This window comes from Bradyrhizobium sp. 187 (assembly GCF_023101005.1).
Taxonomy (GTDB): domain Bacteria; phylum Pseudomonadota; class Alphaproteobacteria; order Rhizobiales; family Xanthobacteraceae; genus Bradyrhizobium; species Bradyrhizobium canariense_D.
This window is the reverse complement of the sequence record NZ_CP064693.1, coordinates 610,998-636,630: the sequence shown is the minus strand read 5'-3', so window position 1 is coordinate 636,630 and position 25,633 is coordinate 610,998. Positions and strand designations below refer to the sequence as shown.

The following is a 25,633-nucleotide window of genomic DNA, read 5'->3' as shown; positions in this document are numbered from 1 at the left end:
TCCCTTATTATTGTTCTTTGCAGACGATCATCTTTGTGACGTTAGCACCAATGGGATGACCGACAATCTCGGACAACGTCCGGCACTTGCCGTCATGGCATAGCCGCCATTCGCCAGCCGCGTCCGAATTGCCCAGCACGACCTCCGGCATCGGCGCGCGCGCGGGCCTCCATTGAAACCAGCCGTCGACGAGGCGCGCCTCGGGCGGCGGCTCCATGCCGGGGCCGGTGCCCTTCACGCGTGCCTGCACCAGTTCGAGCCCGGCGGGGGTGACGCGCCAGTCTTCCTGCCAGTCGACCTTCGCGATCGAATGCGTCCACACCAGTGTGAACGCGGACAGCGCCAGCGCCTTCAGGCCTGAGGCTGTGACGAGGCAGAGGCTCACACCGCCTCGACCGGCGCCGGCGGCCGCCGCCGCCACTGCCACAGCACGATCGCAGCGGCGAGCAGGAAGCCCGCGGTGTCGCTGAACGGGAAGTCGCCGAGCAGGCACAGCGCGGCACCGAGCGCGACCAAACGTTCGAGGAACGTCAGGCGCGTGAACAGGAATCCGATCGCGACCATGCCGAACAGCGCGATCGCCACCAGCGCCTTGACAGTCGCCAATGCCACCGCGCCGTAGAAGCCGAGCTTGGCCGCCATGGGATCGCCGCCCTGCAGCATCAGCGCCGGCGAATAGACGAAGATGAAGGGGATGACGTAGCCGGCGAGCGCGATGCGCATCGCCTCCCAGCCGATCTTGTCCGGATTCTCCTTCGCGATCGGTGCTGCGGCAAGCGCGGCCAGCGCCACCGGCGGCGAGAGGTCCGCCATGATGCCGTAATAGAACGCGAACATGTGGCTTGCGATCAGGGGCACACCCAGTTTGGCCAACGCGGGCGCCGCGAGCGCTGCCGTGATGATGTAGGTCGGGATGGTCGGGATGCCGGTGCCGAGCAGGATCGACAGCAGCATGGTCATGATCAGCGCCAGGAACAGGCTCTTCTCGCCGAGACCGATCACCCAGCCGCCGAAGATGGTGCCGACGCCGGTCTGCGACATCATGCCGATGATGACCCCGACGATGGCGCAGGCCATGCCGACGGTGATCGCGGATTTGGCGCTTTCAGCCAAGGCATCGCGGCAGGCGCGCAGGGCGGAAAATCCGCCACGCACGAACGCAGTGATCACGATCAGCGCGACGACGACGCCTGCGACCGGCACGATCTGAAGGCCGTCGCGCGAGAGCGCCGCGACGACGAGCGCGAGCCCGATCCAGAAGACATAGCGGATCGCCATCGAAGACGCGCCTGTCGTGATGGCGGTGCCAAGGATCAGCGCCACTGTGAGCGCGAGGCCCATGCTGCCGGCATAGAGCGGCGTAAAACCTTCGAACAGCATGTAGACCAGCGCCGCGAGCGGCAGCACGAGATACCAGCGCGTCACCAGGGCCTTCCAGGCGCTCGGAATCTCCGAGCGCTTCATGCCGGTGAGCCCGTGCTTGCCGGCCTCCAGATGCACCATCCAGAAGGCGGAGGCGAAATAGAGCATCGCGGGAATCGCGGCCGCCTTCACGATCTCAGAATATTGGACGCCGAGCGTCTCTGCCATGATGAAGGCGACCGCGCCCATCACCGGCGGCATGATCTGCCCACCCATCGACGCTGTCGCTTCGACGCCGGCCGCGAACGCGCGGCGATAGCCGAACCTGATCATCAGCGGAATCGTGAACTGGCCGACGGTGACGACGTTGGCGACGCCGGAGCCGGAGATCGTGCCCATCATGCCCGAGGCGAACACCGCGACCTTGGCCGGGCCGCCGCGGGTCCTGCCGAATAACCCAAGAGAAACGTCGGTGAAGAGCTGGATCATGCCGGCGCGCTCCAGGAACGAGCCGAACAGGATGAACAGGAAGATGTAGGTCGCCGAGACGTAGATCGGCACGCCGTAAAAACCTTCGGTGCCGAACGACAGATGCGTGACGATCTGGTCGAAATCATAGCCGCGATGGTTGAGCGGTGACGGCAGATACTGGCCGAAGAACCAGTAGACGAGACAGGCGCCGCACATCAGCGGGAGCGCTGCGCCCATCAGCCGCCGCGTGCCCTCGAAGATCAGGACGGCGAGCAGCGTGCCGACCACCAGATCGAGGCGCGTCGGATCGCCGTCACGTGCGATCAGATCCGCATAGAAGATCCATTGATAGAGCCCGCACAGAAAGCCCATGCCGCCGATCAGCCAGCCGATCGCGCGGCCGAAATCGCTTTTGGCGGTGAAGTTGCCGATCAGGCCGAAGGTGAGGAGAATGAGGAAGCCGACATGGACGCCGCGCACCACCTGGCTCGGCAGATAATTGAAGGCCGCGACATAAAGCTGGAAGATCGCGAAGGCGATGCCGATCCAGTAGGCGAGCGTGCCCCACCAGCCCGGGCCAAAGCCTTCCGGAAAACCGTGCTCGAAATTGTCGAACTCGACCTTGATGGGCTCTTGAGCGCCCTCTGCCTTCTCCAGCATTTCAACCCATCCCCAATCGTCGAGCGCTTATAGCATTGGCACGGTCCATCCGCGCCGTCATGCCCGGGCTTGTCCCGGGCATCCACGATCTTTCTCGCCTGGCCTTAGAACGTGGATGGCCGGGACAAGCCCGGCCATGACGTCCGATAACGAGGCCGACGTTACTTGATCAGCCCCTTTTCCTTGTAATAGCGGATCGCGCCGGGGTGCAGCGGAACCGGGCTGCCGCTGGCGGCCGTCTCGAGCTTGATCTCCTTGCCGGCCGCATGCGCGTTGGCGAGTTCGGGCAGCGACTCGTAGACCAGTTTTGTCATCTGGTAGGCGAGATCGTCCGACACCGCCGAGCTGGTGACGAGGTAGTTGACCACCGCCGCAGTCGGCACGTCCTTGTCCTGCCCGGTGTAGGTGTTGGCGGGAATGGTCGCCGCGATGAAGGGCAGGCCGATCTTGTCGACGGTCTCCTTCGGCACCGACACCACCACGATCGGGCTCGAGGTCGACAGATCCTTCAGCGAGGCCACGCCGAGCCCGGCCGATTGCAGCGTCGCGCCGAGCTGGCGGTTCTTCATGAGGTCGACGGATTCGGCAAACGGCAGATACTCGACCTTGCCAAGATCCTTGTAGCTCATGCCGGCCGCCGCCAGGATGGCGCGCGAATTCAGCTCCGTGCCCGATTTCGGCGCGCCGACCGACAGGCTCTTGCCCTTGAGATCCGCAAGCGTCTTGATGCCGCTCTCGGCAGTCGCGACGATCTGGATGTAGTTCGGATAGATCGCGCCGATCGTGCGCAGCTTGTCGAGCTTGGACTTGAAGCCTGCTTCCTCGTCGCCATCCCAGGCCGCTTTCAGCGAGTCACCCAGCGTGAACGCGATCTCGCCGCGACCCTGCTGGAGCAGGATCAGATTCTCGACCGACGCCTTGGTGGCCTGCACCTGCGTCTTCACGTTAGGAATCTTGTCGCCGTAGATCTTCCCGATCGCGACCCCGAGCGGATAGTAGACGCCGGAGGTGCCACCGGTCAGCACATTGATAAAGGATTGCGCCTGCGCGCAAGGTGCCGAGGCCGCCAGAGCAAGAGCCGCGGCCACGCCGAAAATCGTTCGTTTCATGATCTTTCTACTCCCCAAACCGGCCGGAAGTTGGCCGGATGAGGGGGGCGGGTCAACCCATCCAAAAGTCAAAACAGGACTGCAGTAAATGGCTGTGCTGGTTCGATTTTTGGGGAACTCGCCAGGTGCGGCGAGGTGGCGCAGCCAGGTCTGGTCAGCCCCTCACTGGAAGGTCATGTCCAGGCATTTGGAGATGTCGGAGCCGAGGCCGGAGGAGATGATGATGCAGCCGCGCACCTTCTGCGCGCCGACGTCGGCGGCCCACACCGAGTAGCCGCCGGGGCCGAAGAACGAATTGGTGTTCGGCGGCTCGGTCTCGGTCGCGTCGAAATCGTAATGGCCGTCGGTGTCGAAGATGCGCGGCTTCTTGGTACAGCCGCCGTCGGTCTGGACGTTGATGACTTCCTTGTTGTCCCGGGTCAGCGCCAGCGAGACCTGACAACGGAAATATTCCGAGGTCTTGGTGTTGAAGAGGTAGGTGTATGACTTGCAGGTCGCGGTGTTCAGCTTGCCCGGGGCCAGGCCGCGGCTGCACGAGATCCTCTGGTTGTGGCTGAGCTGGTAATCATCGGCACGGGCGGCCGGCGCGAGCACCGTCAGCAACAGGCCGGCGGCCCAGCAAGCTTTAATGACGAGGTTCATTCGAATCATCCCCTACCCAATGTTTTTGTCGAATTGCGTTCTAGACGGAAAGCGGAACATAGTCGCGCGGGGACGAAGGGAAAATCACAAACTGCTCGGCAAGACGTGATGCGCTGCGGCGCTTTCGCAAATTGACCTGGAAGCGCCGTTCGTGATTTGTTCAAGCCGGGAGCCTCGATGGGGAGGATAGGGTGATGGCATTTTCGACAAGGATATTTTTGGTGACGGCCGTGCTCGGCGCGTTCGCTGCACCCGCATTGGCGCAGACCGCTGCAACACCTTGGGAGCTCAAGCCCGACACCGGCTACGCCTATGACAAGGACGGCAAGACCTTCTCCTACAAGATGGGCACCAGCAATGCCGGCGAACTTCTGAAGGGCGCCAAGAAGGTGCCGAAGGGCACGCTGTTCTTCCTCGGCCACAACGGCCAGCTCTACATGCGCAGCGGCCCGTATCTGGAAGGCGACGGCAAGTTCAAGTTCGGGTCGGATCAGTAGGGCGAGGTCGCGGCGACGCCACACACTGCTGTCGTCCCGGCGAAGGCCGCGACCCATACCGCGTGATCCCTCGATTGCGTACGGCCGCAGTACCGAACGACCGTCCTCCCAAACTATGCCCTGTGGTAATGGGTCCCGGCCTTCGCCGGACGACGCCGCCTAAAACGCCCCCGCCAGCTCGCGCGCGCCGGCGTTGTTGCTGTTGCTGTCCATCCTCGTATCCGTCACCGCCAGCAGCTTCGCCACCGTGTTGTGGCGGATCGCGACCGGGTTACGCTCGTAGCCGCCGCGCTGGAAGAAGTTCGAAGTCGGCACCTGCTCGCGCATTACCTGCGGCATTGTCACCATGTCGAGGCCGGTGCCGTCGCCGGTGAGGTTCATCATCTCGAGCTCGGCCGCGCTGAGCGGGCGGTTGTAGCCCTTGGCACGCGCGAACAGCACCGAGGTGAGCAGCTTGTGAGTCTGCAGCATCGGCCCGATATCGATGTCGAGCACCATGGCATGCATGGCCCAGCCCTGCGCGGTGTTGCCGATCTTCTCGTGCTCCGACCAGGTGTCGGGCACCGACTTGGCGTGCGCCACCATTTTCTTGAGCACAGTGAGCTTGTGCTCGAGCGACTGACGCGCCGGGCCTGAGGTCCGCGCCACCTTGTCAGAGAGAGCGCGGATGAATTCATGGCCTTGCTCGGCCAGCAGCTCGACGCTGTTGGTCGTCAGCAGCTGGTTGTAGCCCATCGCGGTCGAAATGGCGCGCTTGCCGCCATGTTCGATTCCCGCCTGCACGTCGTAACTGCCGGTGCCGCCGGTCTCGAACGCGTAGACCCGCACCGCCTGCTCGCGCGTCAGCCCCGAGGCCAGCGCGTAGCGTGCATAGACGCGCTTGAATTCGACTTCGTTGGCCGGCCGCTGTGGCGTGAACTGATAAAGCTCCTGCGCCGCGCGCAGCAGATCGGCGACCACCGGGATCGGCTTTTTCGTCGGGCGGTCCGGGGTTTCCTCCGGCTCCGGATTCACCGGCCGTTTCGGCCCGTTATAGAGCGGCGGATGCTCCAGCACGTAATCGTCGAGCGTGACCTGCTGCCCGCTGCGCCGCTTGGCATTACGGCCTTTCCGCTTCTCGGAGATCTGACTCCAATAGGCGCCGGCTTCCTCGTCAAAGGCCGCGCGCGCCGCCTGATACTCCTGCAGCTTGCGGCGATATTCCAGCACGGCGGGCGACACGCCGCCTTGCGCAAAGAACTGCGACAACAGCTGGGCATTGGCATTGCGGACGGCCGGCGGCAGCGCGTCGGATTCGCCGCCGCGCACGGCAGGCGCGAGCAGGACGAGCGCGAGTGGAACCAGTCTCACGGCATTTCGAATCGATTGATGCATGCTGCCCTCTTAGCAGGCATCCGGTAACTGTCACGTTAACGCGCCGTTTACCTCGTTTTCGCCCCTCGCATCATTTCCAGGCGAATACCGGCTGTTCCAGCTCGGTGACGCGGGTGTGCCGTCCTGCCAGCACTTCGCGGAACTGGTAGATCAGGGCCGCCGTCGGTGCGTGAATCAAGCTCGACTGATGATGGAAACGGATCACACGGCGCGTGCTCTCGGGGATCGCGACGAAATCGAAGGCGTCGGCGCGCTCGACCGTCGCAAGCGCGATGCGATGGACGGAGGCGACCTCGTCCGGGTTTGGTTTGATCGCGGCACTATCGGCGGCCCAGACCACGACCGGCGTGATCAGATAACCGGAGCGGGTCGGATAGTCATCGAGCGTGCCGAGCACCTCCGCGCCGGTGAGGCGCAGGCCAAGCTCCTCGTCGAGCTCGCGCAGTGCCGCCTGGACCGGCGTCTCGCCGGCATCGCAGCGTCCGCCGGGAAGAGCCCATTGGCCGCGATGGGCGCGCAGATGCGATGCGCGCAGCGTGAGCAGGAACGCCGTGTCATCGCGCTCGCTGGCTGCGGTCAGCGCAATCACCACAGCGGCACGCTTCAACGCCGCCGGCGCCTCATCCTCCGGCAGCCGCGTGAAGGCCGCACAGGCAGCCGCGATATTCCGCCGTGTGGCATCGTCGAACGGTCTCATCATGCTTGACTACACCACGTCCGGCCCCGATGAAACGAGATCGCACGACCCGCTCAGGAAATGGACGACATGACCAACAAGACCGCCGCGAGGCTGAAAGCAGACGGCTGGACCATCCTGGAGACCACGGGCTTCATGCACCTGATCGGCCCATTGTGGGAGCGCAAGGTCGACGGCCAGTACGAATTCGCACTTGCGACCGAGGACAAGCACCACAATCGCCGCGGCATGGTCCAGGGCGGCGTGATGATGACGTTCGCGGACCGTACCTGCGGCATGACTGCCCGCTATGTCTCGGGCAAGGAGTTCATGGCGACGGTGCAGCTCGACACACATTTCGTCGAAGCCGGCCAGATCGGCGACATCCTGATCTCCCGCCCGCGCGTGGTGCGCTCGACCCGCAGCCTGATCTTCATGAGCACCGAGGTGACGGTGGACGGCCGCTGCGTGGTGATGGCCAATGGTGTGTTCAAGATCTTGAAGGGGCCGGGGTAGGAGCGATACCCACCGCTGTCATTCCCCGCGCAGGCGGGGAATCCAGTACGCCGCGGCTTCTCGATTGAACTACAGCCCTCTCGGAATACTGGATCGCCCGGTCAAGCCGGGCGATGACAGCTGAGAGCGTAGCAAGCATCTCCGCCAACCGCGTCATTGCGAGCGCAGCGAAGCAATCCAGACTGCCGCCGCAGACGCATCTCTGGATTGCTTCGCTGCGCTCGCAATGACGGAGTGAGACGGTTATGCTGTCGCCAGAAGAAGCAGCAAGGACGCGCCCATGCAATACCGCCAACTCGGCCGCAGCGGCCTGAAAGTGTCGCCGATCTGCTTGGGCACCATGATGTTCGGCGGGCCGACCGATGAAGCCACCTCAAAGCGGATCATCGCGAAGGCGCACGAGGCCGGGGTCAATTTCATCGACACCGCCGACGCCTATTCCAAGGGCGCATCCGAACAGGTCGTGGGACGCGCCATCGGCAACAACCGTCACGCCTGGGTGCTGGCCACGAAACTCGCCAATCCCATGGGCGACGATCCCAACCGTGTCGGCCTGTCGCGACGCTGGGTCTTGCAAGCGGCGGATGAGAGCCTGAAGCGGCTCGGCACCGACCACATCGACATCTATTATCTGCACAAGGAAGACCATTCGACGCCGCTGGAGGAGACGGTGCGCGCGATGGGCGATTTGATCCGCGCCGGCAAGGTGCGCTATTTCGGCGTCTCGAACTACCGCGCCTGGCGCGTCGCCGAAATCTGCAACATCTGCGACCGGCTCGGCATCGACCGGCCCGCGGTGAGCCAACCCTATTACAACGCCATGAATCGCATGCCCGAAGTCGAGCTCTTCCCGGCCTGCTCCTATTACGGCCTCGGCATCGTGCCCTATAGCCCCCTGGCGCGCGGCGTGCTGACCGGCAAATACACGCCCGACGCGGCTCCCGACAAGGAGACGCGCGCGGGCCGCAATGACACCCGCATGATGCAGACCGAATGGCGGCCGGAATCGCTCCAGCTGGCGCAGGAGATCAAGGCCCACGCCGAGAAAAATGGCATCACCGCAGGCCAGTTCGCGGTCGCCTGGGTGCTGAACTCCGCCTTTGTCTCCTCGATCGTTGCCGGCCCGCGCACCGAGGAGCAATGGGACGGCTATACCGGCGCGCTCGACTATCGCTTCACCGCCGAGGACGAGGCGCTGATCGACAGACTGGTCGTGCCGGGTCATCCCTCGACGCCAGGCTACAACGACCCGGCCTATCCGATTGAAGGACGTCGCGCGCGGACGGCCTGAGCCGGAGACAAGAATGGCCCTCGAAGATCGCTACGGCCTGCCGCTCTCTACCTCTTCGCCCAAGGCGGCGTCCGCTTATCGCGAAGGCGTCGACCTCATGCTCGCGGGCTGGACCGGCACGGCGGAAACCTTGGAGTGCGCGATTGCGGCCGATCCGGATTTTGCGCTGGCCCATATCGCCCGCGCCCGCCTGCATGGCTTCTATCAGCAAGGCGATCTGGCACGGCAGAAGGCGGCACTCGCCCGTGAGCTCGTGGCGACACGCGGCACGGAACGCGAGCGTTCGCATGTCGAGACGCTGGCGCTTTCAATTGAGGGCCGGCTGCCCGAGGCAATCGCGGCGACGATGAAGCACGTCGAGGCGTGGCCGCGCGATGCATTGGTGCTGTCGCTGCCGCTCGGCGCCTTCGGCCTGTTCGCGTTCTCCGGCATGGCCGATCACGACCGCGCCCGGCAGGAGCTGTGCGAGCGCGTCGCGCATGACTATGGCGAGGATTGGTGGTTCCTCACCATGTACGGCTGGGCGATGACCGAGAACGGCAATGTCAGTCGCGGCCGCGGTGTCACCGAGCGCGGCTTCGAGCTGCGCCGGCAGAATGCCCATGCCGTGCACGCCGTGCTGCATGCGATGTTCGAGGACGGTTCGATCGAAGCGGCCGACCGGCTCGTCGACGACTGGATCCCCTGTTACGACCGCGCCGGGATCTTGCACGGCCACATCCGCTGGCATCAGGCGCTCGGCGCGCTGGAGCATGGCGATGCCGCGCGGGCGCTCGCGATCTATGCCGATGTGCTGCAGCCAAAGGCCACACAGGCGCCGCCGCTCAATCTCGTCACCGACGGTGCGTCACTGCTCTGGCGCCTGTCGGCTTACGGCCACGTCGTGCCGAGAGCGCTCTGGGTCGAAGCCGATGCCACCGCGCAAAGACTGTTTCCGAAATCGAGCCTGCCCTTCGCCGATATCCACATGGCACTGTTCGCAGCCGCAACGCAAAATCGCGAGGCGCTTGTCGCGCGGTTGACCGCGATCGAGCAGCGGCTCGCCGATGGCAAGCTGCCGGCCGGCCCCGTCGTGCCGGCGGTCTGCCGCGCGCTGGCAGCCTTTGCGGACGAGGATTACGCGGCATGCGTGCAAATGCTCGCGCCGGTCCTCGACGAGGTCGTGCGTCTCGGCGGCAGCCACGCCCAGCGCGAGTTGATCGAGGACACTTTTGTCGTTGCCCTCATGCGCAGCGGCGACCTGCCGCGCGCCCGCGCCCTGCTCGACGCCCGCCTGCACCGCCGCCCATCCTTGCGCGATACGCGCTGGCGGGCGGCTATGGGGTAGCCCGCCACGAAAAAAACACCGGCCTGACGGCAAGTGCTGGCCGGGAATGGGTTGGGCGATATGGGCGAATTGCCGTTGGGGTGGCGCGGTGGTATTTCAGACGAGTCCGGCAGAACAAACGGGATCGCAACCAATTTACGGTTCGCTGGTTATCCGACGGGACTTTTCGGTCGTTCCCTGGCATGTGAGCCTTCCGATGCGCCTCTGCCGCCCCATCCTCGCTGCTGCCCTCGTCGCCACCTTGGTCCTCTTGGCAAGCCCTTGTTTTGCCGAGTCTTCCGCGCCGATTCCCGTCAACAATCCGCCCGGGCAACAGACCGCCTTTATCGACTTGCTGGCGCTGATGTCCGGCCACTGCAAGACGTTGAAGGTTGCCGGCCGCACCTTCCCCTGCAAGACGGTCGCCTACGCTCATGGTGACAAGGGCCGGGTCAATTTCACGGTCGCGGTCGACGATCCCGCTGATGACAATCACGTCGTGTCGTTCTCCGGCGAGAACGGCAAGCGCGCCGACGACAATTCCTACGAGCTGCCGATCGACCGCATGCTGCTCAACTCCAAGGACCGCCCCAAGGTCGACGGGCTGCCGGTGCCGGCCGAGCAGACCTCCACCGGCCTCTGCCGCCAGACCGGCAATTTCGCCGCCAAGAAGGTGAACGACGTCACCTGCTCCGCGACCGACAGCGAGGGCCGGAAGTACGAACTCCTGTTCGTCTCCGACGGCACGCCGGTGAGCGTGCGCCGCATCAGGCAGTCGGCGCCGTCGATCCAGGATCCGTTCAAATAGCTCCATCCGTTACGTGAACGCCTTTCCAGCGTCGCGAAGAAGGCGAGATTGACGGAATTCCTGGGCACCGGCAGCGGTCGGCCGCGCTGCGCGGCATGAACATGCTGGTGATGTAGGGCATGCGGCAGGGAATGCAGATCGCATCCTCGAAGACGCCAGGGTCGAATTCAGATGGCCGCGCACCAGCTGTGTGTCGAAGCCGAGATTGCTCACCGACGAATTCGCGCGCATCGTCACCACCGATGACGTGATTGCGTCATTCGCGGCAGAGTGATGGCAGAGTTGCGATCACGCCGGTGATGCGACAATAGATCTCAAGAGACGCACGCAGCCGCGCGAACCGGACCAATGTAACTGCGTCGTTTCGACGCCCGCACTGGCCGGAACGTGCCGGATGACCATGTGTTGTCACACGACATTCAACCGGAGTGATGACATGAAGTATCTCTTTGTCGCGATGGCCGTCGGTGCTGCGGCGCTTGTCGGCGGATCCGCGGCGAACGCGGCCAATCATTCAAGTGCGAAACAGAACGCGCCAGCCGCCCAGTCAACCGATATCAGCGCGCAGCACAGGCACCACCATCACGGCTATCGCCATCACTGGCGTCCTCACCACCATCACGGATTTCATCGTCCGCACTACCGGAGCTACGGCTATTATCCGCGGCACCACGGCTATTACGGCGGTGGACCGTACGGATATTACGGCGGCGGCGGTCCCAGCGTGACGTTCGGCTTCGGCGGCAGCCGCTGGTAAGACGAAAGGCAGCAAGACGAAGGGCTCGCGAAACGCGGGCCTTTCTTTGCTCGTCAGCCTATTCCCGCAAGATTATCCCCGCCGTCTGTTGACCGCTCGCCAGCGCCGCTTCGACTGTACCCATGTCGGCTCCGCGATAGAGCGCCTCGCCGGAGAACAGCACCGGACCGTCGGCGCGCGCAAGGATCGTTTGCGCCTCGCGCGTTCGCGGCGTCGCCCAGGAATAAGCGCCGCGGGCGTAGGGATCGTGCGCCCAGTTTGTCGCGACCGCGATGACGAGTTCGCGTGCGAGGTCCTGGCCCGACAGGCCAAAGACGATCGCAAGCGAATCGAGCCCGGTATCGATCAGCGCTTGCGGGTCGAGACGCGACAGCGCTGCCGTGCGCGGGCCGCCGAACCATCCGGTCAGCACGGGATGCCGGTTCGGATATTGCGTCCACCACACCGGGATGGCCTGGTCGGACAAAAGGAAGGCCATGTCCGCGAGCTCTTCCTTGCGCTCACGCCACCATGGCCGCCTGAAGCGCAGCAGGATTTTTATCACGTTACCGAAGCCGATATCGTCGGCCGCCGCCGCCTTCGCGCGCGCGCGGCTCGGCAGCCCGATCTCGCGCAACAACGGCAACGGAACGGTGATGATCACGCGATCGCAGCCCTGCACGTCGCCGCCGACACAGCGAACGACGATCGCGCCGCCCTCCTCCTCGATCGCCGACACCACGCAGCCGAAGCGAAACGTCACGCCAAGCTTGCGGCACTCGGCTGCCAGGAAGTCGATCATCCCACCATAGCCGCCCTTGATGCGCGCCTGCGGAGAGTGCCCGCCAGCCATCCATTCCTCGCGCAGCGCCAGCGTGGAGGCGGACTCGGGATCGGCCGCATCATAGCCCTCAACCATTCGCTCGATCGAATGGCGCAGCCGCGCATGCTCATCCCCGGCAAAATGCCGGCGCAGGAAATCGGCGACAGTGAGGTCGTCGTTCAATTCCCGGACCACGGCGTGCAGCTCAGCCTGATGCGGATCGTGGCGATCCTCGCGCACGATGTCAGCGCCGTCAAAGCCCCATCGCTCGCCCTCGATCTCCTGTAGGGACAGCCCGGCTTCACGCAGCAACGCGCGCGTGACCGGCGCCTCGCCGTGGACGAATTCGGCGCCGCCGTCGGCGGGGTAGCCGAACTCCGAAGCAGGCAGCGGGTGGATGCGGCCGCCGCAGCGCTCGCGCGCCTCCAGGATTGTCACGGTCCTGCCCGCGCGCGCCAGCTCGCGCGCCGCCATCAGACCGGCCGCGCCGGCACCGACAATGACGATATGCTCGGATGTTGCCGACATCTCGGTGCTGTTACTTGCCCACGGCCTGCGGATCGTTCTGGATCAGATAACGCAGCAGCAGGACGCCGCCACCGAGATCCCGCGTGCTCTCCAGCGTCATCGCGCTCAGCGGTGCGCGCCGGTCGCCGTCCGAGTCCGTGGAATCGAACACGAAGGGCGCGCCCTTGGCACCGTCGATCGCGGGACTGAGGATCAGGTTGAACTCGTCGATCAGGCCGGCACGCAGGAACGCGCCGTTGGCGACACCGCCGCCCTCCACCAGCAGGCGCTTCACGCCGAGCTCGCGGTTGAGGATGTCCAGCGTCAGCGCGAGGTCGATCTCGGACTTGCCGGCAAAGATATAGGACACGCCCTCGCCGCGGAGCCCCGCGAGATGCGAATCGGCGACGCTCTCGGTCAACACGACGACGATCGGATCGCCGCCGATATCGGAGCGGCCCCAGCCGATCTTGCCCTGCGCATCGAGCACGACGCCATAGGTTTTCGCGTCGCGTCGCACAAACCAGTTTTCGCGCGGAAATTTCGCGTCCGCCGTCGTGGGATAGGCATCGCCCTTGGCGAACTCCGAGCCGGTGATGCGGCCGATCACCCAGGCGTCGCCGCCGAGCTCGTCGTGGATCTTCTCGAACCAGTCCGTTCCTGCCCCCTTCGGGCGCCAGCGGCTCGGATGGGTGCGGCCGTCCAGACTCGAATGCATCAGGCAGATGACGTAAGGCTTCATGCGTATCTCCGGGCCGCGCTCAGGCAGCCGGCTCATTGCCCTTCTCATTCCCCGTGGCGCGATCGTTCACGATCAAAGCGAGGGGATTGAGCTTTGGCGGCGCGATGAGTTTCAGCGTGTTGGTGTCGCGATGGTTGAACGGCGCGCCGTGCACGAACAACTCGGTCTGGATCAGATAGGTCCAACTGCCGTCGTCGTTGAAGGTGATGTCGCAGCGGTAAGCATCGGTGCGGAACGCTTGTTCCAGAAAATCAGTCGAGCAGATCCCGTAAGCGGTGTCGCCGCGCTTGGCGGTCACGGAGATCTCCTTGTCGCCCGGCCCGGCCTTGCCCGACGCCAGCAGCACCTGCCCGCGCGGAATCGCCAGCGTCTGCATGATCAACCCGGTCGCGGGCTCCCACAACCAGTAGCCGACCTGGTCGTGGAAGGTGATGTCTTCCTCGGGCGTGTTGATGTGGATGTGATACCGCAGCCCATAGAGCAGCTGCGGCCCGTTGGCCTGCGGATCGATCGGGTCCATCCGGATGCGCTCGATGAAGGTCCGCCGCTCCGGCCCCTCGGCCTTCGGATTGATGTCGATACCCTTGTCGGCCTGCCAGACACCGGCGAGACGGCGGAGCGGGCCGAGATTGGCAAGTCCGTCGGGCGAGACGTCCTCGGGCTCGGTGAAGATATCGGCGGGAAGGGGGAGCATGGGTGTCCTCGCGTCGTTGCGAGGCAGCAATAGCATGAGAGCGCGGGCGTGGCTCGTTCTCCAGCCTCACAATCGCGAATGGACATAGGCGCCACGCGCAGACGATGCATGACGCGAAGCGGAGCCGAACCTCCTCAGTTCGGCTCCGTCGCCAGGACGCTTAGTGGCGGTGGTCCCGGACGATGGGTTGATTGCGATGGTCGCCCACGATGGGCTGGTCGCGATGGTCGCAGACGATGCGTCGTCGCGCTCGAGGGTGTAACCACGTCGCCAATGCGATCGCTGGATGGAGTTGTGCATGGAGTTCTGCCTTTCGCTTGGTGGATCACTGCGAGCTACCTGACAACAAGGTAGATTTTGCAATCGACGTCGAATCTGCCGCAGTTTTAATCAGACACCCGAGCGTCGGGCTTATGCAGCCAAGGCGTTGACGTTCCGTAATTCGTGAAAATCATGGCAGCTGCCCAGGAGAGCGTCATAAGCATTTGTGTTCGGTGTTCCCGTTTGCGCCACGGAATCACGATGATAAGATCACCTCAGGATTGTGAAATACACCATAGGCGACGAAGCCACTCCTAAACTAGCGTTCACGTGACGTCCGTTATTTTCAAGTGAGTGGTTTGGAATGCAGCAGGCTTCGGTCGAGAAGTTCTCGGACCTCATCGGCAGTGTCTATGATTGTGTGATCGCGCCGGAAGGCTGGACCGAAGTTCTAGATCAGATCTGCGCCCAGTTCGGCTTTGCCACCGGCGCGCTCTCGGTCGCCAGCCTCACCAACATGAAGGCCGTCGTCAATGCGGTCTCCGGGTCCGACCTGGCCCAGATGGCCCAGAACGGGGTCGGCTACGGCCCCGACATCATCGAGCTCTGGGGCGGCGCCGAACGCATTCGGCAATACCCGCTCGGCGAGCCGGTCGTTCAATCCCAAGCCGTCCGGCCGGACGTTATTTCCAGCAACCGCTACTATCGCGAATGGGCCATGCCCAGGGGCCTGTTCGACGCCGTTGCCGTCGGCCTCGTTCGCGACAGGACGATGGTTGGAAATGCGATATTCAGCCAGCATGAGTCGGCAGGCCGGATCGACGATGCGCAGGTCGACGGATTGCGCCTTCTGGCGCCTCACATCCGCCGCGCCGTGACGATCAGCAATCTGTTCGACATGAAGGCGGTGGAAGCCAACACATTCGCGGCGACGGTGGAGGCCCTGACGGTGGGCGTCGTCCTGGCCGACGAGGATTCGAAGATCGTTCACACCAACGCCGCAGCCGCGGCGATGCTCGCGGCCGGCGATCCGATCGTGGCAAGGCATGGCAGGATCGCGGTTCAATCCGCGGCGAGCACGGCCACATTGCAATCAGCCGTCGCGCAGGCGGCAAAGGACGAGGCGACGCTCGGGCAAAAAGGCATCGGCATCCCGATCCCTCGCCAAAGCGGTGAGCCTCTCGTCATCCACGTTCTGCCGCTGCGACGCAGCCACACACGATCCGGTCTGATCCAGAGCGCCGCTGCCGCCGTGTTCGTGACGTCAGCCTCCGGGCCGCCGCGATTGCTTCACGATGCGCTCAACCAGCTCTATGACCTGACGCCGGCCGAGATTCGCATCTTCGAGCTCATCTGCGAGGGACACACACGAGACGCAATCTCGGCCTTGCTCCGCGTTTCCGTCAGCACCGTGAAGAGCCATCTCATTCACGTCTTCGAAAAGACGGGCTGCCGGCGCCAGGTCGATCTGGTCAGGCTCGCGAAATCGCTGACGTTCCCGGTGTAACAGAAGACCGCGCTCAAGCCGCTTCCGACGTTGATCGCGCACGCTGCTCGAGCACGCCGATCGGCGAGACCAAATTGTCGCGTCGCGCGCGAAGATTCAGCGCAAGAAGCGGATAGGTCGGCTGAAGCACGTCAAACACCCCTGCTCTCGCCTCTTCCTCGAGAATGTCGGTGTTGATGAGTCTAACGCGCCACCACAAATCGGCGACCAACGCATCGAGCCGGAGTTCGCCGGCAGCACCAGAACGGGACATTTCTTGCATCACTTGCCTCAACCTGAAACGGCCTCTCTTCCAAGGCCAGACTTTGGTCCTGGCTGAGCAAGCAGAGTGCCAGCAACGGCGGGCGCGATCTGGTTCCGGAACGGATTGCTGCGCGAGCCGGCTGGTCAAGGCTTGGCGCTCAAGGCTTGGCGCTGGGCAAGATGTTGCCCGTGGAGAGCGAAAATGGTGCCCAGGGGCGGAATCGAACCACCGACACTGCGATTTTCAGTCGCATGCTCTACCAACTGAGCTACCTGGGCGTGCTCCAAAGAGGGGCCAAAGCCCATCGAGCGGGCGGTTTATAGTGGGCTGAAGGCTGCCTGTCCACCCACGCTTCGCCGATGGCTTCGCGGGGCGTGGCCCGGCTGTGCACAAGGCAGGACGTGGCTCGGAGGCAACGCCGCGTAGCGGTGCATCGACAATTTAAATGCTTGATAGAACAGGGTTATTCCTCTCCGTCTGCCTCGTCATCCCGGCCGGGAATGACATAGGAGCCTTTCAGCCAGCGGTTCAGATCGACGTCGCGGCAGCGCGAGGAGCAGAACGGGCGGGTGGCCTCGGACTGCGGCTTGCCGCAGATCGGACAGGTTTTGAGGGGGCTTGCGGGCTTTTTCACCTGGTCGTCCATAGGGTGCTCAGCTTACACGAGGTGAGAGAGTTCAAGAGCCCGTCGCCAAAGGGGTTCCTCCGGCGGAAGCGCAGGCGTCCCGGCCAGATTTCCGCGGGGCAATTCTACTGTGCATGGGGTTGTTTTCGCGATTTTTGCAGGAGCGGCTTTTCGGCTCAGACGGCGGTGGCGTTGAGCCAGCCGAAGCGGATCGGGAAACCTTCGCCGCCCAGCAGCGTGGTGGTCTCGTAGAGCGGCAGGCCGACCACGTTGGTGTAGGACCCCACCATCTTGACCACGAAGGAGCCGGCGATGCCCTGCACCGCGTAGCCGCCGGCTTTGCCGCGCCATTCGCCGGAGCCGATATAGGCCTGAATGTCGTCCTCCGAGAGGCGCTTGAAGCGGACGCGGGTCTCGACCAGGCGCTGGCGGAAGGCCTCGCGCGGCGTCACCAGGGTGATCGCGGTGTAGACGCGGTGGTTGCGACCCGACAGCAGCCGCAGGCACTGCGCGGCCTCGTCGACGAGGTTGGCTTTGGGCAAGATGCGGCGGCCGACCGCCACCACCGTGTCGGCGGAGAGGATGAAGGCGCCGCGCAGCTCGTCGTCAAGCTGCACCGATTTGAGCGCCGCATCCGCCTTGGCCCGCGCGAGCCGGTTGGCGCAGGCGCGCGGCAGCTCGCCTCGCTTCGGCGTCTCGTCGACGTCGGCGGGCCGGAGCGCGTCCGGCTCGATGCCGGCCTGGTTGAGCAGCGACAGGCGCCGCGGCGAACCGGAGGCGAGAACGAATTTGGGGCGGCCGAGCATCAGGTGATTTGGGGAATGAAGCAGGGGGTGAATTGCGCGCGGAACCTATCGGACGGGGGCTGATTTCACAACCCGGGAACCCGGACTTTACTGATTCGACGGGTACAGGATGCGTGTGCCTGCAGTCTGTGACGCGGGTGTTACGGGCGCCGAATGCTACCCGTTCGCCGCGCCCACCTTCGAAAACCGCCGGCGGATGCGCAGCAGGAGCTGGTCGCAGACGTCGCGATAGGCAGCCAACTTCTGGTCGCGGCTGCCTTCCATGGTGGTGGGATCATGCGTCGGCCAATACTCGACGTCGGCGGCAAGCGTGCGGGTCAGCTCCAGCGCCTTGTGATGCGCCTCCGGCGACAGCGTGATGATCAGGTCGAAATTCAACCCCTCCCAATCCTCCAGTTCCTCGAAGGTCTGAGGCTTGTGGGCGGAGATGTCCTGGCCGAGCTCGGCCATCACGGACACCGCGAACGGATCGAGTTCGCCGCGCCTGGCGCCGGCCGATTTCACGTAGAGCCCTTGCGGAAACATGTGCCGCAGCAGGCTCTCGGCCATCGGCGAGCGCACGCTGTTCATGGCGCAAGCGAACAGCACCGATTGCGGATCGCGTGCGCGTGGCGGACCCGCCATCGCGCTTAACCCTTCCAGTGCAGAACGGTAATGAGCGTGAACAGCCGGCGCGAGGTCTCGAAATCGATCCGCACTTTGCCCTTCAAGCGCTCCTGCAGCGTGCGCGATCCCTCGTCATGGATGCCGCGGCGGCCCATGTCGATGGCCTCGATCTTGTCCGGCGTCGCCGTGCGGATCGCCTGATAGTAGCTGTCGCAGATCATGAAATAGTCCTTCACGATCCGCCGGAACGGCGTCAGCGACAACAGATGCGCGACCACGGGCGTGCCGTCCTCGCGACGGATGTCGAACATCAGCCGGCTGCCGGTGATCCCGATATGCAGCGTGAACGGCCCCTTCCCGTCGGCGCCCTCCGGCGCGAACAGGTTCTGCTCGATCAAATCGTAGATCGCGATCGCGCGCTCATGCTCGATGTCAGGCCCGGAACGGCCGATCGAGTCCTCGTCGAGCGTGACGCCGACGATGCGATTGGTCGAGTCGTCCTGTTCGGGCGGCTGGGTCATGACAAATTGAGGCGCAATCCAATCGAGCGCGAATGGGCATCTAGCCCCTCCGCCTTGCCGAGAATCATCGCGGCTGGTCCCAGCGCACGCAGCTGATCCGGGCCGCATTTCAGGATCGAGGTGCGCTTGAGGAAATCGTGCACCGAGAGCCCCGACGAGAATCGTGCCGAGCGCGCCGTCGGCAGCACATGGTTGGAGCCGCCGACATAGTCCCCGATCGCCTCCGGCGTATGCGGCCCGAGGAACACGGCGCCGGCGTTGCGGATTTTTGCGGCGAGCGCGTCGGGATCTTGCGTCATGATCTCGAGATGTTCGGCGGCAATCGCATCCGCGAGCGGAATGGCGTCGTTGAGGTTCTTCACCATGATGATGGCGCCGAAATCGGCCCACGAGGCGCTGGCGATCACGGCGCGCGGCAGCGTCTTCAACTGCGCCTCGACGGCTTTTTCGACATCGGCGGCAAGGCGCGCGGAAGCGGTAATCAGGATCGACTGCGCGCTGGCATCGTGCTCAGCCTGGGCCAGCAGGTCGGCGGCAATCCAGTCGGCATTGCCGGTGTCATCGGCGATGACGAGCACCTCGGAGGGACCGGCGATCATGTCGATGCCGACCTTGCCGAAGACCAGCCGCTTTGCCGCGGCGACATATGCATTGCCGGGGCCGACGATCTTGGCGACGGGCGCGATCGTCGCGGTGCCATGGGCGAGCGCGGCCACCGCCTGCGCACCGCCGACGCGATAGATCTCGGTGACGCCGCCAAGCTTTGCCGCCGCCAGCACCAGCGGATTGAGCTTGCCGTCGGGCGAGGGCACCACCATGACGAGACGCGTCACGCCGGCGACCTTTGCCGGCACCGCATTCATCAGCACCGAGGACGGATAGGCCGCGGTGCCGCCGGGCACGTAGAGGCCGGCGGATTCGATCGCGGTGTAGCGCCAGCCGAGCTCGACGCCGAGCTGATCGGTGAAGCGCTCGTCCTTCGGCAGTTGGCGGCGGTGATAGGTCTCGATGCGATCGCGCGCGAGCTTGAGCGCATCCAGCGTCGCTGCATCACAGGCTTTCACCGCGGCCTCGATCTCGGCGGCGGTGACGCGCAGGTCGGATGCATCGAGCGTCAACCGGTCGAACTTTGCCGTGGCCTCGAGCAAGGCGGCATCGCCCCGCTTCGCCACGTCGTCGACGATGGCACGCGCGGCCGCCTCGACATCGGCCGAGGCCTCGCGCTTGGCGGCGAGGAAGGCCCCGAATCGCTGGTCAAAATCGGCGCTGCTGCGGTCGAGACGAACGGGCATCTTGGCTTCTAACTGGTTTTTGGGGGCGCGGTTTGGCTCACCAGGCCCCTGCTCAATGGCGCGGCGGGGAAGCTGCGTCAACCCTTGAGCCGGGCCGCTCCCCTCCGGCGTCGTCCTGGCGAAACCGGAAGGCGTGGCGTTGGCATGCCACCTCACCCCTCGCCTTCAGCCTCCAACCCCGTCCCCAGCTGATCCGCCCCCAGATCAGTCAGCTCGCATTCCAGGCATTCGACGTCGAGGCGGATGGCGCCGCCTTGGGCAAACAGCAGCAGGGCGCTCCCGCCGGGGGCGTCCTGGCCGTGGAATTCGATGCCGACAAGGTCCAGGACAGTGTCCGGCGCGTCGAGGTCGATGTCGCGCGACTTGCAGGCGAGCACGCGGTCGAACCGGAGAGCCGCCACCAGCCTGCGCGGCTCGGCTTCGCCGTCCAGCGTCTGCTCCCAGTCCAACCGGCTCATGCCGACGACCAGCCGCTTTTCACTTTGCCGCCAGATGATGTCCGAGGGCTGCACGTGGGCGTCCTGGACGTGGGCCGAGATCACGGAGAGGTCGTCGGCGTCGAGCGCGATCAGTTTGAGCTGGGGAGACATCGACGGCGCTTTCTCCTTCGGGCGGATAGGGCTCAACGCGCGCGGGCGGCGAAATTTCCCTAGAACTAATGCCCTACGGGACTAGAGGCTATTGATATCCTCCATCTCCAGCACCTTTCGCGGATACCCCTCCCGCGCAACCCGGATCATGGCGCGGCCGATCTGCTCGGTCGAGGTAACGAGCCGCGGCGAGAGCCGGCGCAGCACCGACCACAGCGGCCAACTTGCTGCATACACGGCCTGCACCCACGCAGTCTTGGAGCGGGCACCGTGGAGCGGTTGGATCGCACCGGGCCGGAACATGTAGGCCGCCTTGAATGGCAGCTTGAGCAGGTCGTTCTCGGTCTTGCCCTTGATCCGCGCCCACATCCGCGAACCCTGCTCGGTGGAATCAGTGCCGGCGCCCGTGACATAGACGAATGTCATCTGCGGATTGAGCCGTGCCAGCGCGGTCGCCGCTGCGAGCGTGATGTCATAGGTCAGATGGCGGTAGCGCTCCTCGCTCATGCCGATCGAGGAGACGCCGAGGCAGAAGAAGCAGGCATCGAAGCCGGTGAGCTGCGCTTCGATCGCCGAATAGTCCGTGAACTCGCCGTGTGTGATCTCGGTGAGCTTGGCGTGGCGCACGCCGGTCGGGCTGCGGCCGACCACGAGCACGCGATCGATGCGGGCATCGATCAGGCATTCGCGCAAAACGCCCTGCCCGACCATGCCGGTCGCGCCGAAGATGATGATCTGCATCGGGACCTCCCCGCAGTGCGCCTTCCGCGGCAGACTGACTAATGAAAGGCTGCAACCACCGGCTCACACGCGACTGGAACGTGTTCGCACCCGGCCCGTTCGAAATCAGATCGGTCCGCGCGTGGACTGAGGCCGCTCACTCCTTGAAGAACGCAAGCAGGTCCGCGTTGATGGTCTCGGCGTGCGTTGTCGGCATGCCGTGCGGGAAACCCTTGTAGGTCTTCAGCGTGCCGTTCTTCAAGAGCTTGGCCGACAGCGGCGCGGAGTCGGCGTAAGGCACGATCTGGTCGTCGTCGCCGTGCATCACCAGCACAGGCACATTGATCTTCTTCAGATCCTCGGTGAAGTCGGTCTGCGAAAACGCGACGATGCCGTCGTAATGGGCTTTCGCGCCGCCCATCATGCCCTGGCGCCACCAGTTCTGGATCACCGCTTCCGAGGGCTTTGCGCCGGGACGGTTGTAGCCATAGAAGGGGCCGGCCGCGATGTCGCGGTAGAAGCTGGAACGGCCGGCAGCGAGCTGCACCTGGAAATCGTCGAACACGCTCTTCGGCAGGCCGCCGGGATTGGCCTCCGTCTTCACCATCAGCGGCGGCACTGCGGAGAGGATCGCGGCCTTCGCCACCCGGCTCTCGCCGTGGCGCGCGATGTAATGCACCACTTCGCCGCCGCCCGTGGAGTGGCCGACGTGGATTGCGTTCTTGAGATCGAGATGGGCGGTCACCGCCGCAAGATCATCGGCATAATGATCCATGTCATGGCCGTCGGCGACCTGCGACGAACGGCCATGGCCGCGACGGTCATGCGCGATGACGCGATAGCCGCGCGTCACGAAGAACATCATCTGGGCGTCCCAGTCGTCGGCCGACAGCGGCCAGCCATGGCTGAACACGATCGGCTGGCCCGAGCCCCAGTCCTTGAAGAAGATCTCGACGCCGTCTTTGGTGGTGATGGTAGGCATTGTCAGGCTCCTTGAACGATCAGGCGAACGCCATCGGTTTGAAGCGGCGCCAGGCGCCGATGGTGAGCACCACGAAGAACACCAGCACGAGGCCCTGCACCACGGCGAACACCGGCCCTGAGGGCGGCGCGGGCGCCACGGCGGGTGCGAGCGCGGCGAGTGCCGGCACCTTCAGGAACGACTGGATCACCAGCACGAAGACGTTGAAATAGAGCGAGATCATCGCGGTCACGATGTAGACCGGGCGCCACACCCCAGCGAGCTTCATGCCGTAGAGCGCGACGCAGGCGATCGCGAGCAGCACCAGCGAGATGATGCCGATGATATGCGACGGCAGCAGCTCCTTGAACGGAAACAGGAAGCCGGTGGCACTGGTGAGGATCGTGAACGCTAAGAAAATCGCGGTGAGGCCGGGCATCGACTTCGAGCCGAGCAGGCCGAACATCACGACAAGGCCGGCGGCGATGCCGATCAGGCTGATGATGACATGAACCAGCGTGAAGGCGGGCAAGCTCAACCCAAGAACCATGACATCTCTCCTACTCTCCGTATTGAGGTCGGGATTGATATTACGGTCCTCATCGAATTGCCACACGCGCTGGCGTCACACATGCGTGCGCAGCCATGCGTCATCGTGCGAATAGAAAACGCATGGCTGAATTATTTGCACCGCTGTCACAAACGACGGCAGTTGTAGCCCGGATGGAGCGAGGCGAAATCCCGGGCTACGAGTCGACGAAGTCGAATCGCGGTTCACACTTCCTTGGTGTCGAAGATCAACAGGTCGGCGCCGCCACTGGCGAATTTCGGCACGTCGGCACCGGTCGCCTTGCCTTCCGGGCTAGCGAATGCCGCCTGGATGTCGGCTGTGCTGTCGAAGGTGAGAATGGCGACGAGATGGATTCCGGAAGGTCCAGCGGGGGAGCCGACCGGCCCCTTGCTGATGGCGTACTTCTTCAAGCCTGGAAGTTTCTTGGCGAGCGGAATGTGGGTCTCGGCATAGTATTTGTCGAAGGCCGCAGCATCCGTTGGCGTTTTATACAGCACGACGATTTCAGCCATTTAGTCCTCCCGTTAAGCGCTTCTTTGTCGATCCTCATGGTGAGGAGGCGCGCGAGCGCCCCTGCGGACAATGCTTGCGCATCGCCGCGCGAACCATGCAGGCCCGGCTTTGGCAGCTGGGCCTTTCCTTCGAGACGCGCGCAATGCGCGCTCCTCAGGATGAGGAGATAGTCACGCATCACACCGCAAGATGGCAAGCCTCATTCGACTTGCCATTTACTTGCCTTGTCCTTGACTAAAGCGCCGGTTTTGCGGCGTCGCCGAGGAAGCCGTGCAGGGAGGCCACGACCTGGGCGCCTTCGCCGATGGCGCCGCCGACGCGCTTGACCGAGCCGGAGCGGACGTCGCCGACGGCGTACACGCCGGGCACCGACGTCTCCAGCGGCGCGACCAGCCGGCCCTGGTTCTGCTCGGACTGCGCGCCTGTGACGACGAAGCCGCCGCGATCGAGCGTGATGCCGCAGCCGTCGAGCCAGTTGGTGGCGGGATCGGCGCCGACGAACAGGAAGAGATTGCGGATGTCGGCGAAATCCTCGTCGGCCGAGAGCCGGCTCTTCCAGCGGATGCGCCGCAGCAGCGAGGCCTCGTCGCCTTCGAGCGCCGTGATCTCGGTGTTGAACATCAGTTCGATGTTCGGCGTGGCTTCGATGCGCTCGATGAGATAGCGCGACATGCTGGCGCCGAGACCGCCGCCGCGGATGATCATCAGCACTTTTTTGGCGTGCCCCGACAGGAACACAGCGGCCTGCCCCGCCGAGTTTCCGGCGCCGACCAGCGCCACTTCCTCGCCGGCGCAGAGCTTCGCCTCGACCGGCGAGGCCCAATACCAGACGCCACGGCCTTCGAACTTGTCGAGGTTCTCGATCTCGGGCCGGCGATAGCGTGCGCCGCTTGCGACCACCACCGCGCGCGAATGCAGGGGATCGCAGCCGTCAAGCGCCACCGAGAACGCGCCGTCCTTGCGCGTGCAGTCGAGCGACTTCACCGTCACCGGGATCATGATTTCCGCGCCGAACTTTTGTGCCTGGTTGAAGGCGCGCGCGGTCAGGGCCTGGCCGGAAATGCCGGTCGGAAAGCCCAGATAGTTTTCGATGCGCGCGCTGGCGCCGGCCTGGCCGCCGAAGGCGCGGGTGTCGAGCACGGCGACGGAGAGGCCTTCGGACGCGGCATACACGGCCGTGGCGAGCCCGGCTGGCCCCGAGCCGACGATCGCGACGTCGTAGATACGGTCGTTGCGCGGACCGCCGATCATGCCGATCGCGCGCGCAAGCTCGGTTTCGCCGGGATTGCGCAGCACCGCACCATCGGGTGTGACGACCAGCGGCCAGTCGTCCGGCTTGGGCGAATAACGCGCGATGACGTCGGCGGCGTCGCGATCGCGCGCGGGATCGAGCAGATGATGCGGCTGGCCGTTGCGGGTGAGGAAGCCCTGCAACCGCACCACGCCTGCCGAATGCGACGGACCGATCAGCACCACGCCGCCGACGCCGCCCTGGAGCAGATTGACCCGGCGCAGGATCAGCGCGCGCATGATGCGCTCGCCGAGTTCGGCCTCGGCGACCAGCAGCGCGCGCAGCCGCTCCGGCGGCAACAGCAGCGTCTCGACATCGCCTTCGGCGCGGCCGTCGACCAGCGCCGGCCGTCCGGAGAGCTGGCTCAGCTCGGCCAAAAATTGCCCCGGCCCCTGATCGATTAACGGCGTGACATGGCCGAGGCCGTCGCGCTGGGTGATGGCGACGTGGCCCTTGAGCACGACGAACATGCCGGGTCCCGGCTTACCGGTCTCGAACAGGAATTCCCCATCGGCATAGTTGCGGACCTCGCCGAAATGCCTGACACGCTCGATCTCGGCTGGTGTCAGCGCCGGAAAGGTCTGTTCAGGGCGGGTGAACCGCGACATCTGCGCGTCACTCTCGGGTCGTTGCGATTCGTCCTGCCCCATTGCCACGTCCATGCACTCCAAAAATTCTAGTCGCCGGTCTTGCCGGCTATCTCGCCGGCGGCCCCCTCATCTAGGGAACCATCTTCATTCTGCGAGGGGTCGGTGCTTGCGGCGCGTTCGCGCGCCTGCATCTTCCGCCGCTTCAGGTTTTCGCGCAGCGCCGATTTGAGCCGGTCGTCGCGGGACGCCCTCGCCTGTCTGGCGTCCTGCTTCGTGCTCTTGTCGTTCTCGTCTGCCATCACCGGTCCATTACAGCGATCG

General features: G+C 64.6%; 29 protein-coding genes, 1 tRNA gene and 1 pseudogene. 7 read left to right on the top strand and 24 right to left on the bottom strand.

The window, feature by feature from the left end:
• Positions 1 to 7 precede the first annotated feature (7 nt).
• The 4 genes from IVB19_RS03110 to IVB19_RS03095 all read right to left on the bottom strand — a co-directional run bounded on the left by IVB19_RS03110 (position 8) and on the right by IVB19_RS03095 (position 4,244).
• Positions 8 to 385, bottom strand: a complete 378-nt coding sequence (locus IVB19_RS03110; protein WP_198293337.1) for a DUF1850 domain-containing protein — start codon at positions 383 to 385, stop codon at positions 8 to 10.
• On the bottom strand, positions 382 to 2,493 hold the full coding sequence (locus IVB19_RS03105) for a TRAP transporter permease (RefSeq protein WP_018453127.1): 2,112 nt from the start codon (positions 2,491 to 2,493) through the stop codon (positions 382 to 384). The genes IVB19_RS03110 and IVB19_RS03105 overlap by 4 nt, the downstream gene beginning before the upstream one ends.
• Before the next feature lie 161 nt (positions 2,494 to 2,654).
• On the bottom strand, positions 2,655 to 3,602 hold the full coding sequence (locus IVB19_RS03100) for a TAXI family TRAP transporter solute-binding subunit (protein ID WP_018453126.1): 948 nt from the start codon (positions 3,600 to 3,602) through the stop codon (positions 2,655 to 2,657).
• A 162-nt stretch (positions 3,603 to 3,764) separates the two neighbouring features.
• Positions 3,765 to 4,244: a hypothetical protein gene (locus IVB19_RS03095; protein ID WP_018453125.1), complete on the bottom strand. Its 480-nt coding sequence runs from the start codon at positions 4,242 to 4,244 to the stop codon at positions 3,765 to 3,767.
• A gap of 194 nt (positions 4,245 to 4,438) precedes the next feature.
• On the opposite strand from IVB19_RS03095, the gene IVB19_RS03090 reads away from it, so the two are divergent.
• Positions 4,439 to 4,741, top strand: a complete 303-nt coding sequence (locus tag IVB19_RS03090) for a hypothetical protein (RefSeq protein ID WP_026232467.1) — start codon at positions 4,439 to 4,441, stop codon at positions 4,739 to 4,741.
• Positions 4,742 to 4,900: 159 nt separating this feature from the next.
• On the opposite strand, the gene IVB19_RS03085 is transcribed toward IVB19_RS03090, so the two are convergent.
• Together IVB19_RS03085 and IVB19_RS03080 are read right to left on the bottom strand one after the other, a co-directional pair.
• Positions 4,901 to 6,115: a hypothetical protein gene (locus tag IVB19_RS03085; protein ID WP_018453123.1), complete on the bottom strand. Its 1,215-nt coding sequence runs from the start codon at positions 6,113 to 6,115 to the stop codon at positions 4,901 to 4,903.
• Positions 6,116 to 6,185: 70 nt separating this feature from the next.
• Entirely contained in the window at positions 6,186 to 6,815 is a 630-nt protein-coding gene (locus IVB19_RS03080) for an NUDIX hydrolase (RefSeq protein ID WP_018453122.1), read from the bottom strand.
• 66 nt (positions 6,816 to 6,881) lie between these two features.
• Here IVB19_RS03080 and IVB19_RS03075 point away from each other — a divergent pair, with 66 nt between their 5' ends.
• From IVB19_RS03075 to IVB19_RS03060, 4 genes are all read left to right on the top strand, one after another.
• Positions 6,882 to 7,307 (top strand): PaaI family thioesterase, encoded by a 426-nt coding sequence (locus IVB19_RS03075; RefSeq protein WP_026232466.1) that lies wholly within the window; start codon positions 6,882 to 6,884, stop codon positions 7,305 to 7,307.
• Between the two features lie 280 nt (positions 7,308 to 7,587).
• Positions 7,588 to 8,598, top strand: a complete 1,011-nt coding sequence (locus IVB19_RS03070) for an aldo/keto reductase (RefSeq protein ID WP_247821036.1) — start codon at positions 7,588 to 7,590, stop codon at positions 8,596 to 8,598.
• A gap of 13 nt (positions 8,599 to 8,611) precedes the next feature.
• Entirely contained in the window at positions 8,612 to 9,925 is a 1,314-nt protein-coding gene (locus IVB19_RS03065) for a tetratricopeptide repeat protein (RefSeq protein ID WP_247299245.1), read from the top strand.
• A 196-nt stretch (positions 9,926 to 10,121) separates the two neighbouring features.
• Entirely contained in the window at positions 10,122 to 10,712 is a 591-nt protein-coding gene (locus IVB19_RS03060) for a hypothetical protein (protein ID WP_018453119.1), read from the top strand.
• 38 nt (positions 10,713 to 10,750) lie between these two features.
• Here IVB19_RS03060 and IVB19_RS03055 read toward each other — a convergent pair.
• A pseudogene (locus tag IVB19_RS03055) lies at positions 10,751 to 10,878 on the bottom strand (oleate hydratase); the annotation flags it as partial.
• Between the two features lie 270 nt (positions 10,879 to 11,148).
• On the opposite strand from IVB19_RS03055, the gene IVB19_RS03050 reads away from it, so the two are divergent.
• Complete coding sequence (locus IVB19_RS03050) at positions 11,149 to 11,469, top strand: hypothetical protein (protein ID WP_018453118.1); 321 nt, start codon at positions 11,149 to 11,151, stop codon at positions 11,467 to 11,469.
• A gap of 58 nt (positions 11,470 to 11,527) precedes the next feature.
• On the opposite strand, the gene IVB19_RS03045 is transcribed toward IVB19_RS03050, so the two are convergent.
• From IVB19_RS03045 to IVB19_RS03035, 3 genes are read right to left on the bottom strand one after another with little or no spacing between them, the layout of a single operon-like run.
• The gene (locus tag IVB19_RS03045; RefSeq protein ID WP_018453117.1) at positions 11,528 to 12,799 is read right to left on the bottom strand and encodes a flavin monoamine oxidase family protein; all 1,272 of its coding nucleotides are present in this window, start codon (positions 12,797 to 12,799) and stop codon (positions 11,528 to 11,530) included.
• Positions 12,800 to 12,809: 10 nt separating this feature from the next.
• Positions 12,810 to 13,520, bottom strand: a complete 711-nt coding sequence (locus IVB19_RS03040; RefSeq protein WP_026232465.1) for a RibD family protein — start codon at positions 13,518 to 13,520, stop codon at positions 12,810 to 12,812.
• Between the two features lie 19 nt (positions 13,521 to 13,539).
• The gene (locus tag IVB19_RS03035) at positions 13,540 to 14,214 is read right to left on the bottom strand and encodes an FABP family protein (protein WP_018453115.1); all 675 of its coding nucleotides are present in this window, start codon (positions 14,212 to 14,214) and stop codon (positions 13,540 to 13,542) included.
• Positions 14,215 to 14,839: 625 nt separating this feature from the next.
• Here IVB19_RS03035 and IVB19_RS03030 point away from each other — a divergent pair.
• The gene (locus IVB19_RS03030; RefSeq protein WP_018453114.1) at positions 14,840 to 15,982 is read left to right on the top strand and encodes a helix-turn-helix transcriptional regulator; all 1,143 of its coding nucleotides are present in this window, start codon (positions 14,840 to 14,842) and stop codon (positions 15,980 to 15,982) included.
• Positions 15,983 to 15,995: 13 nt separating this feature from the next.
• Here IVB19_RS03030 and IVB19_RS03025 read toward each other — a convergent pair whose 3' ends face one another.
• The 14 genes from IVB19_RS03025 to IVB19_RS02960 all read right to left on the bottom strand — a co-directional run bounded on the left by IVB19_RS03025 (position 15,996) and on the right by IVB19_RS02960 (position 25,611).
• Positions 15,996 to 16,244 carry a hypothetical protein gene (locus tag IVB19_RS03025; RefSeq protein WP_247821035.1) on the bottom strand — a complete coding sequence of 83 codons (249 nt, stop codon included), beginning with the start codon at positions 16,242 to 16,244 and terminating at the stop codon, positions 15,996 to 15,998.
• A gap of 184 nt (positions 16,245 to 16,428) precedes the next feature.
• Positions 16,429 to 16,504: transfer RNA gene (locus tag IVB19_RS03020), tRNA-Phe, on the bottom strand.
• A 185-nt stretch (positions 16,505 to 16,689) separates the two neighbouring features.
• The gene (yacG, locus tag IVB19_RS03015; RefSeq protein WP_007597555.1) at positions 16,690 to 16,872 is read right to left on the bottom strand and encodes a DNA gyrase inhibitor YacG; all 183 of its coding nucleotides are present in this window, start codon (positions 16,870 to 16,872) and stop codon (positions 16,690 to 16,692) included.
• Positions 16,873 to 17,027: 155 nt separating this feature from the next.
• Positions 17,028 to 17,657: a Maf-like protein gene (locus tag IVB19_RS03010; RefSeq protein ID WP_007597557.1), complete on the bottom strand. Its 630-nt coding sequence runs from the start codon at positions 17,655 to 17,657 to the stop codon at positions 17,028 to 17,030.
• A 156-nt stretch (positions 17,658 to 17,813) separates the two neighbouring features.
• Positions 17,814 to 18,281, bottom strand: coding sequence for an arsenate-mycothiol transferase ArsC (locus IVB19_RS03005; RefSeq protein WP_018453112.1), 468 nt, complete (start codon positions 18,279 to 18,281; stop codon positions 17,814 to 17,816).
• Between the two features lie 5 nt (positions 18,282 to 18,286).
• The gene (locus tag IVB19_RS03000) at positions 18,287 to 18,784 is read right to left on the bottom strand and encodes a UPF0262 family protein (RefSeq protein WP_204512532.1); all 498 of its coding nucleotides are present in this window, start codon (positions 18,782 to 18,784) and stop codon (positions 18,287 to 18,289) included.
• Entirely contained in the window at positions 18,781 to 20,076 is a 1,296-nt protein-coding gene (hisD, locus tag IVB19_RS02995; protein WP_204512533.1) for a histidinol dehydrogenase, read from the bottom strand. Before hisD ends, IVB19_RS03000 begins: the two co-directional genes overlap by 4 nt.
• Before the next feature lie 152 nt (positions 20,077 to 20,228).
• Positions 20,229 to 20,666 carry a DUF2948 family protein gene (locus IVB19_RS02990; RefSeq protein WP_247821034.1) on the bottom strand — a complete coding sequence of 146 codons (438 nt, stop codon included), beginning with the start codon at positions 20,664 to 20,666 and terminating at the stop codon, positions 20,229 to 20,231.
• 81 nt (positions 20,667 to 20,747) lie between these two features.
• Positions 20,748 to 21,407 (bottom strand): NAD(P)H-binding protein, encoded by a 660-nt coding sequence (locus tag IVB19_RS02985; RefSeq protein ID WP_018453108.1) that lies wholly within the window; start codon positions 21,405 to 21,407, stop codon positions 20,748 to 20,750.
• Between the two features lie 136 nt (positions 21,408 to 21,543).
• The gene (locus tag IVB19_RS02980) at positions 21,544 to 22,368 is read right to left on the bottom strand and encodes an alpha/beta fold hydrolase (protein WP_247821033.1); all 825 of its coding nucleotides are present in this window, start codon (positions 22,366 to 22,368) and stop codon (positions 21,544 to 21,546) included.
• Between the two features lie 19 nt (positions 22,369 to 22,387).
• Entirely contained in the window at positions 22,388 to 22,897 is a 510-nt protein-coding gene (locus IVB19_RS02975) for a hypothetical protein (protein WP_247821032.1), read from the bottom strand.
• Positions 22,898 to 23,121: 224 nt separating this feature from the next.
• Positions 23,122 to 23,430: an EthD family reductase gene (locus tag IVB19_RS02970; protein ID WP_007615494.1), complete on the bottom strand. Its 309-nt coding sequence runs from the start codon at positions 23,428 to 23,430 to the stop codon at positions 23,122 to 23,124.
• Between the two features lie 235 nt (positions 23,431 to 23,665).
• Complete coding sequence (locus IVB19_RS02965) at positions 23,666 to 25,372, bottom strand: FAD-dependent oxidoreductase (protein WP_247821031.1); 1,707 nt, start codon at positions 25,370 to 25,372, stop codon at positions 23,666 to 23,668.
• A 26-nt stretch (positions 25,373 to 25,398) separates the two neighbouring features.
• Positions 25,399 to 25,611, bottom strand: a complete 213-nt coding sequence (locus IVB19_RS02960) for a hypothetical protein (RefSeq protein WP_085361131.1) — start codon at positions 25,609 to 25,611, stop codon at positions 25,399 to 25,401.
• Between the last annotated feature and the right edge of the window lie 22 nt (positions 25,612 to 25,633).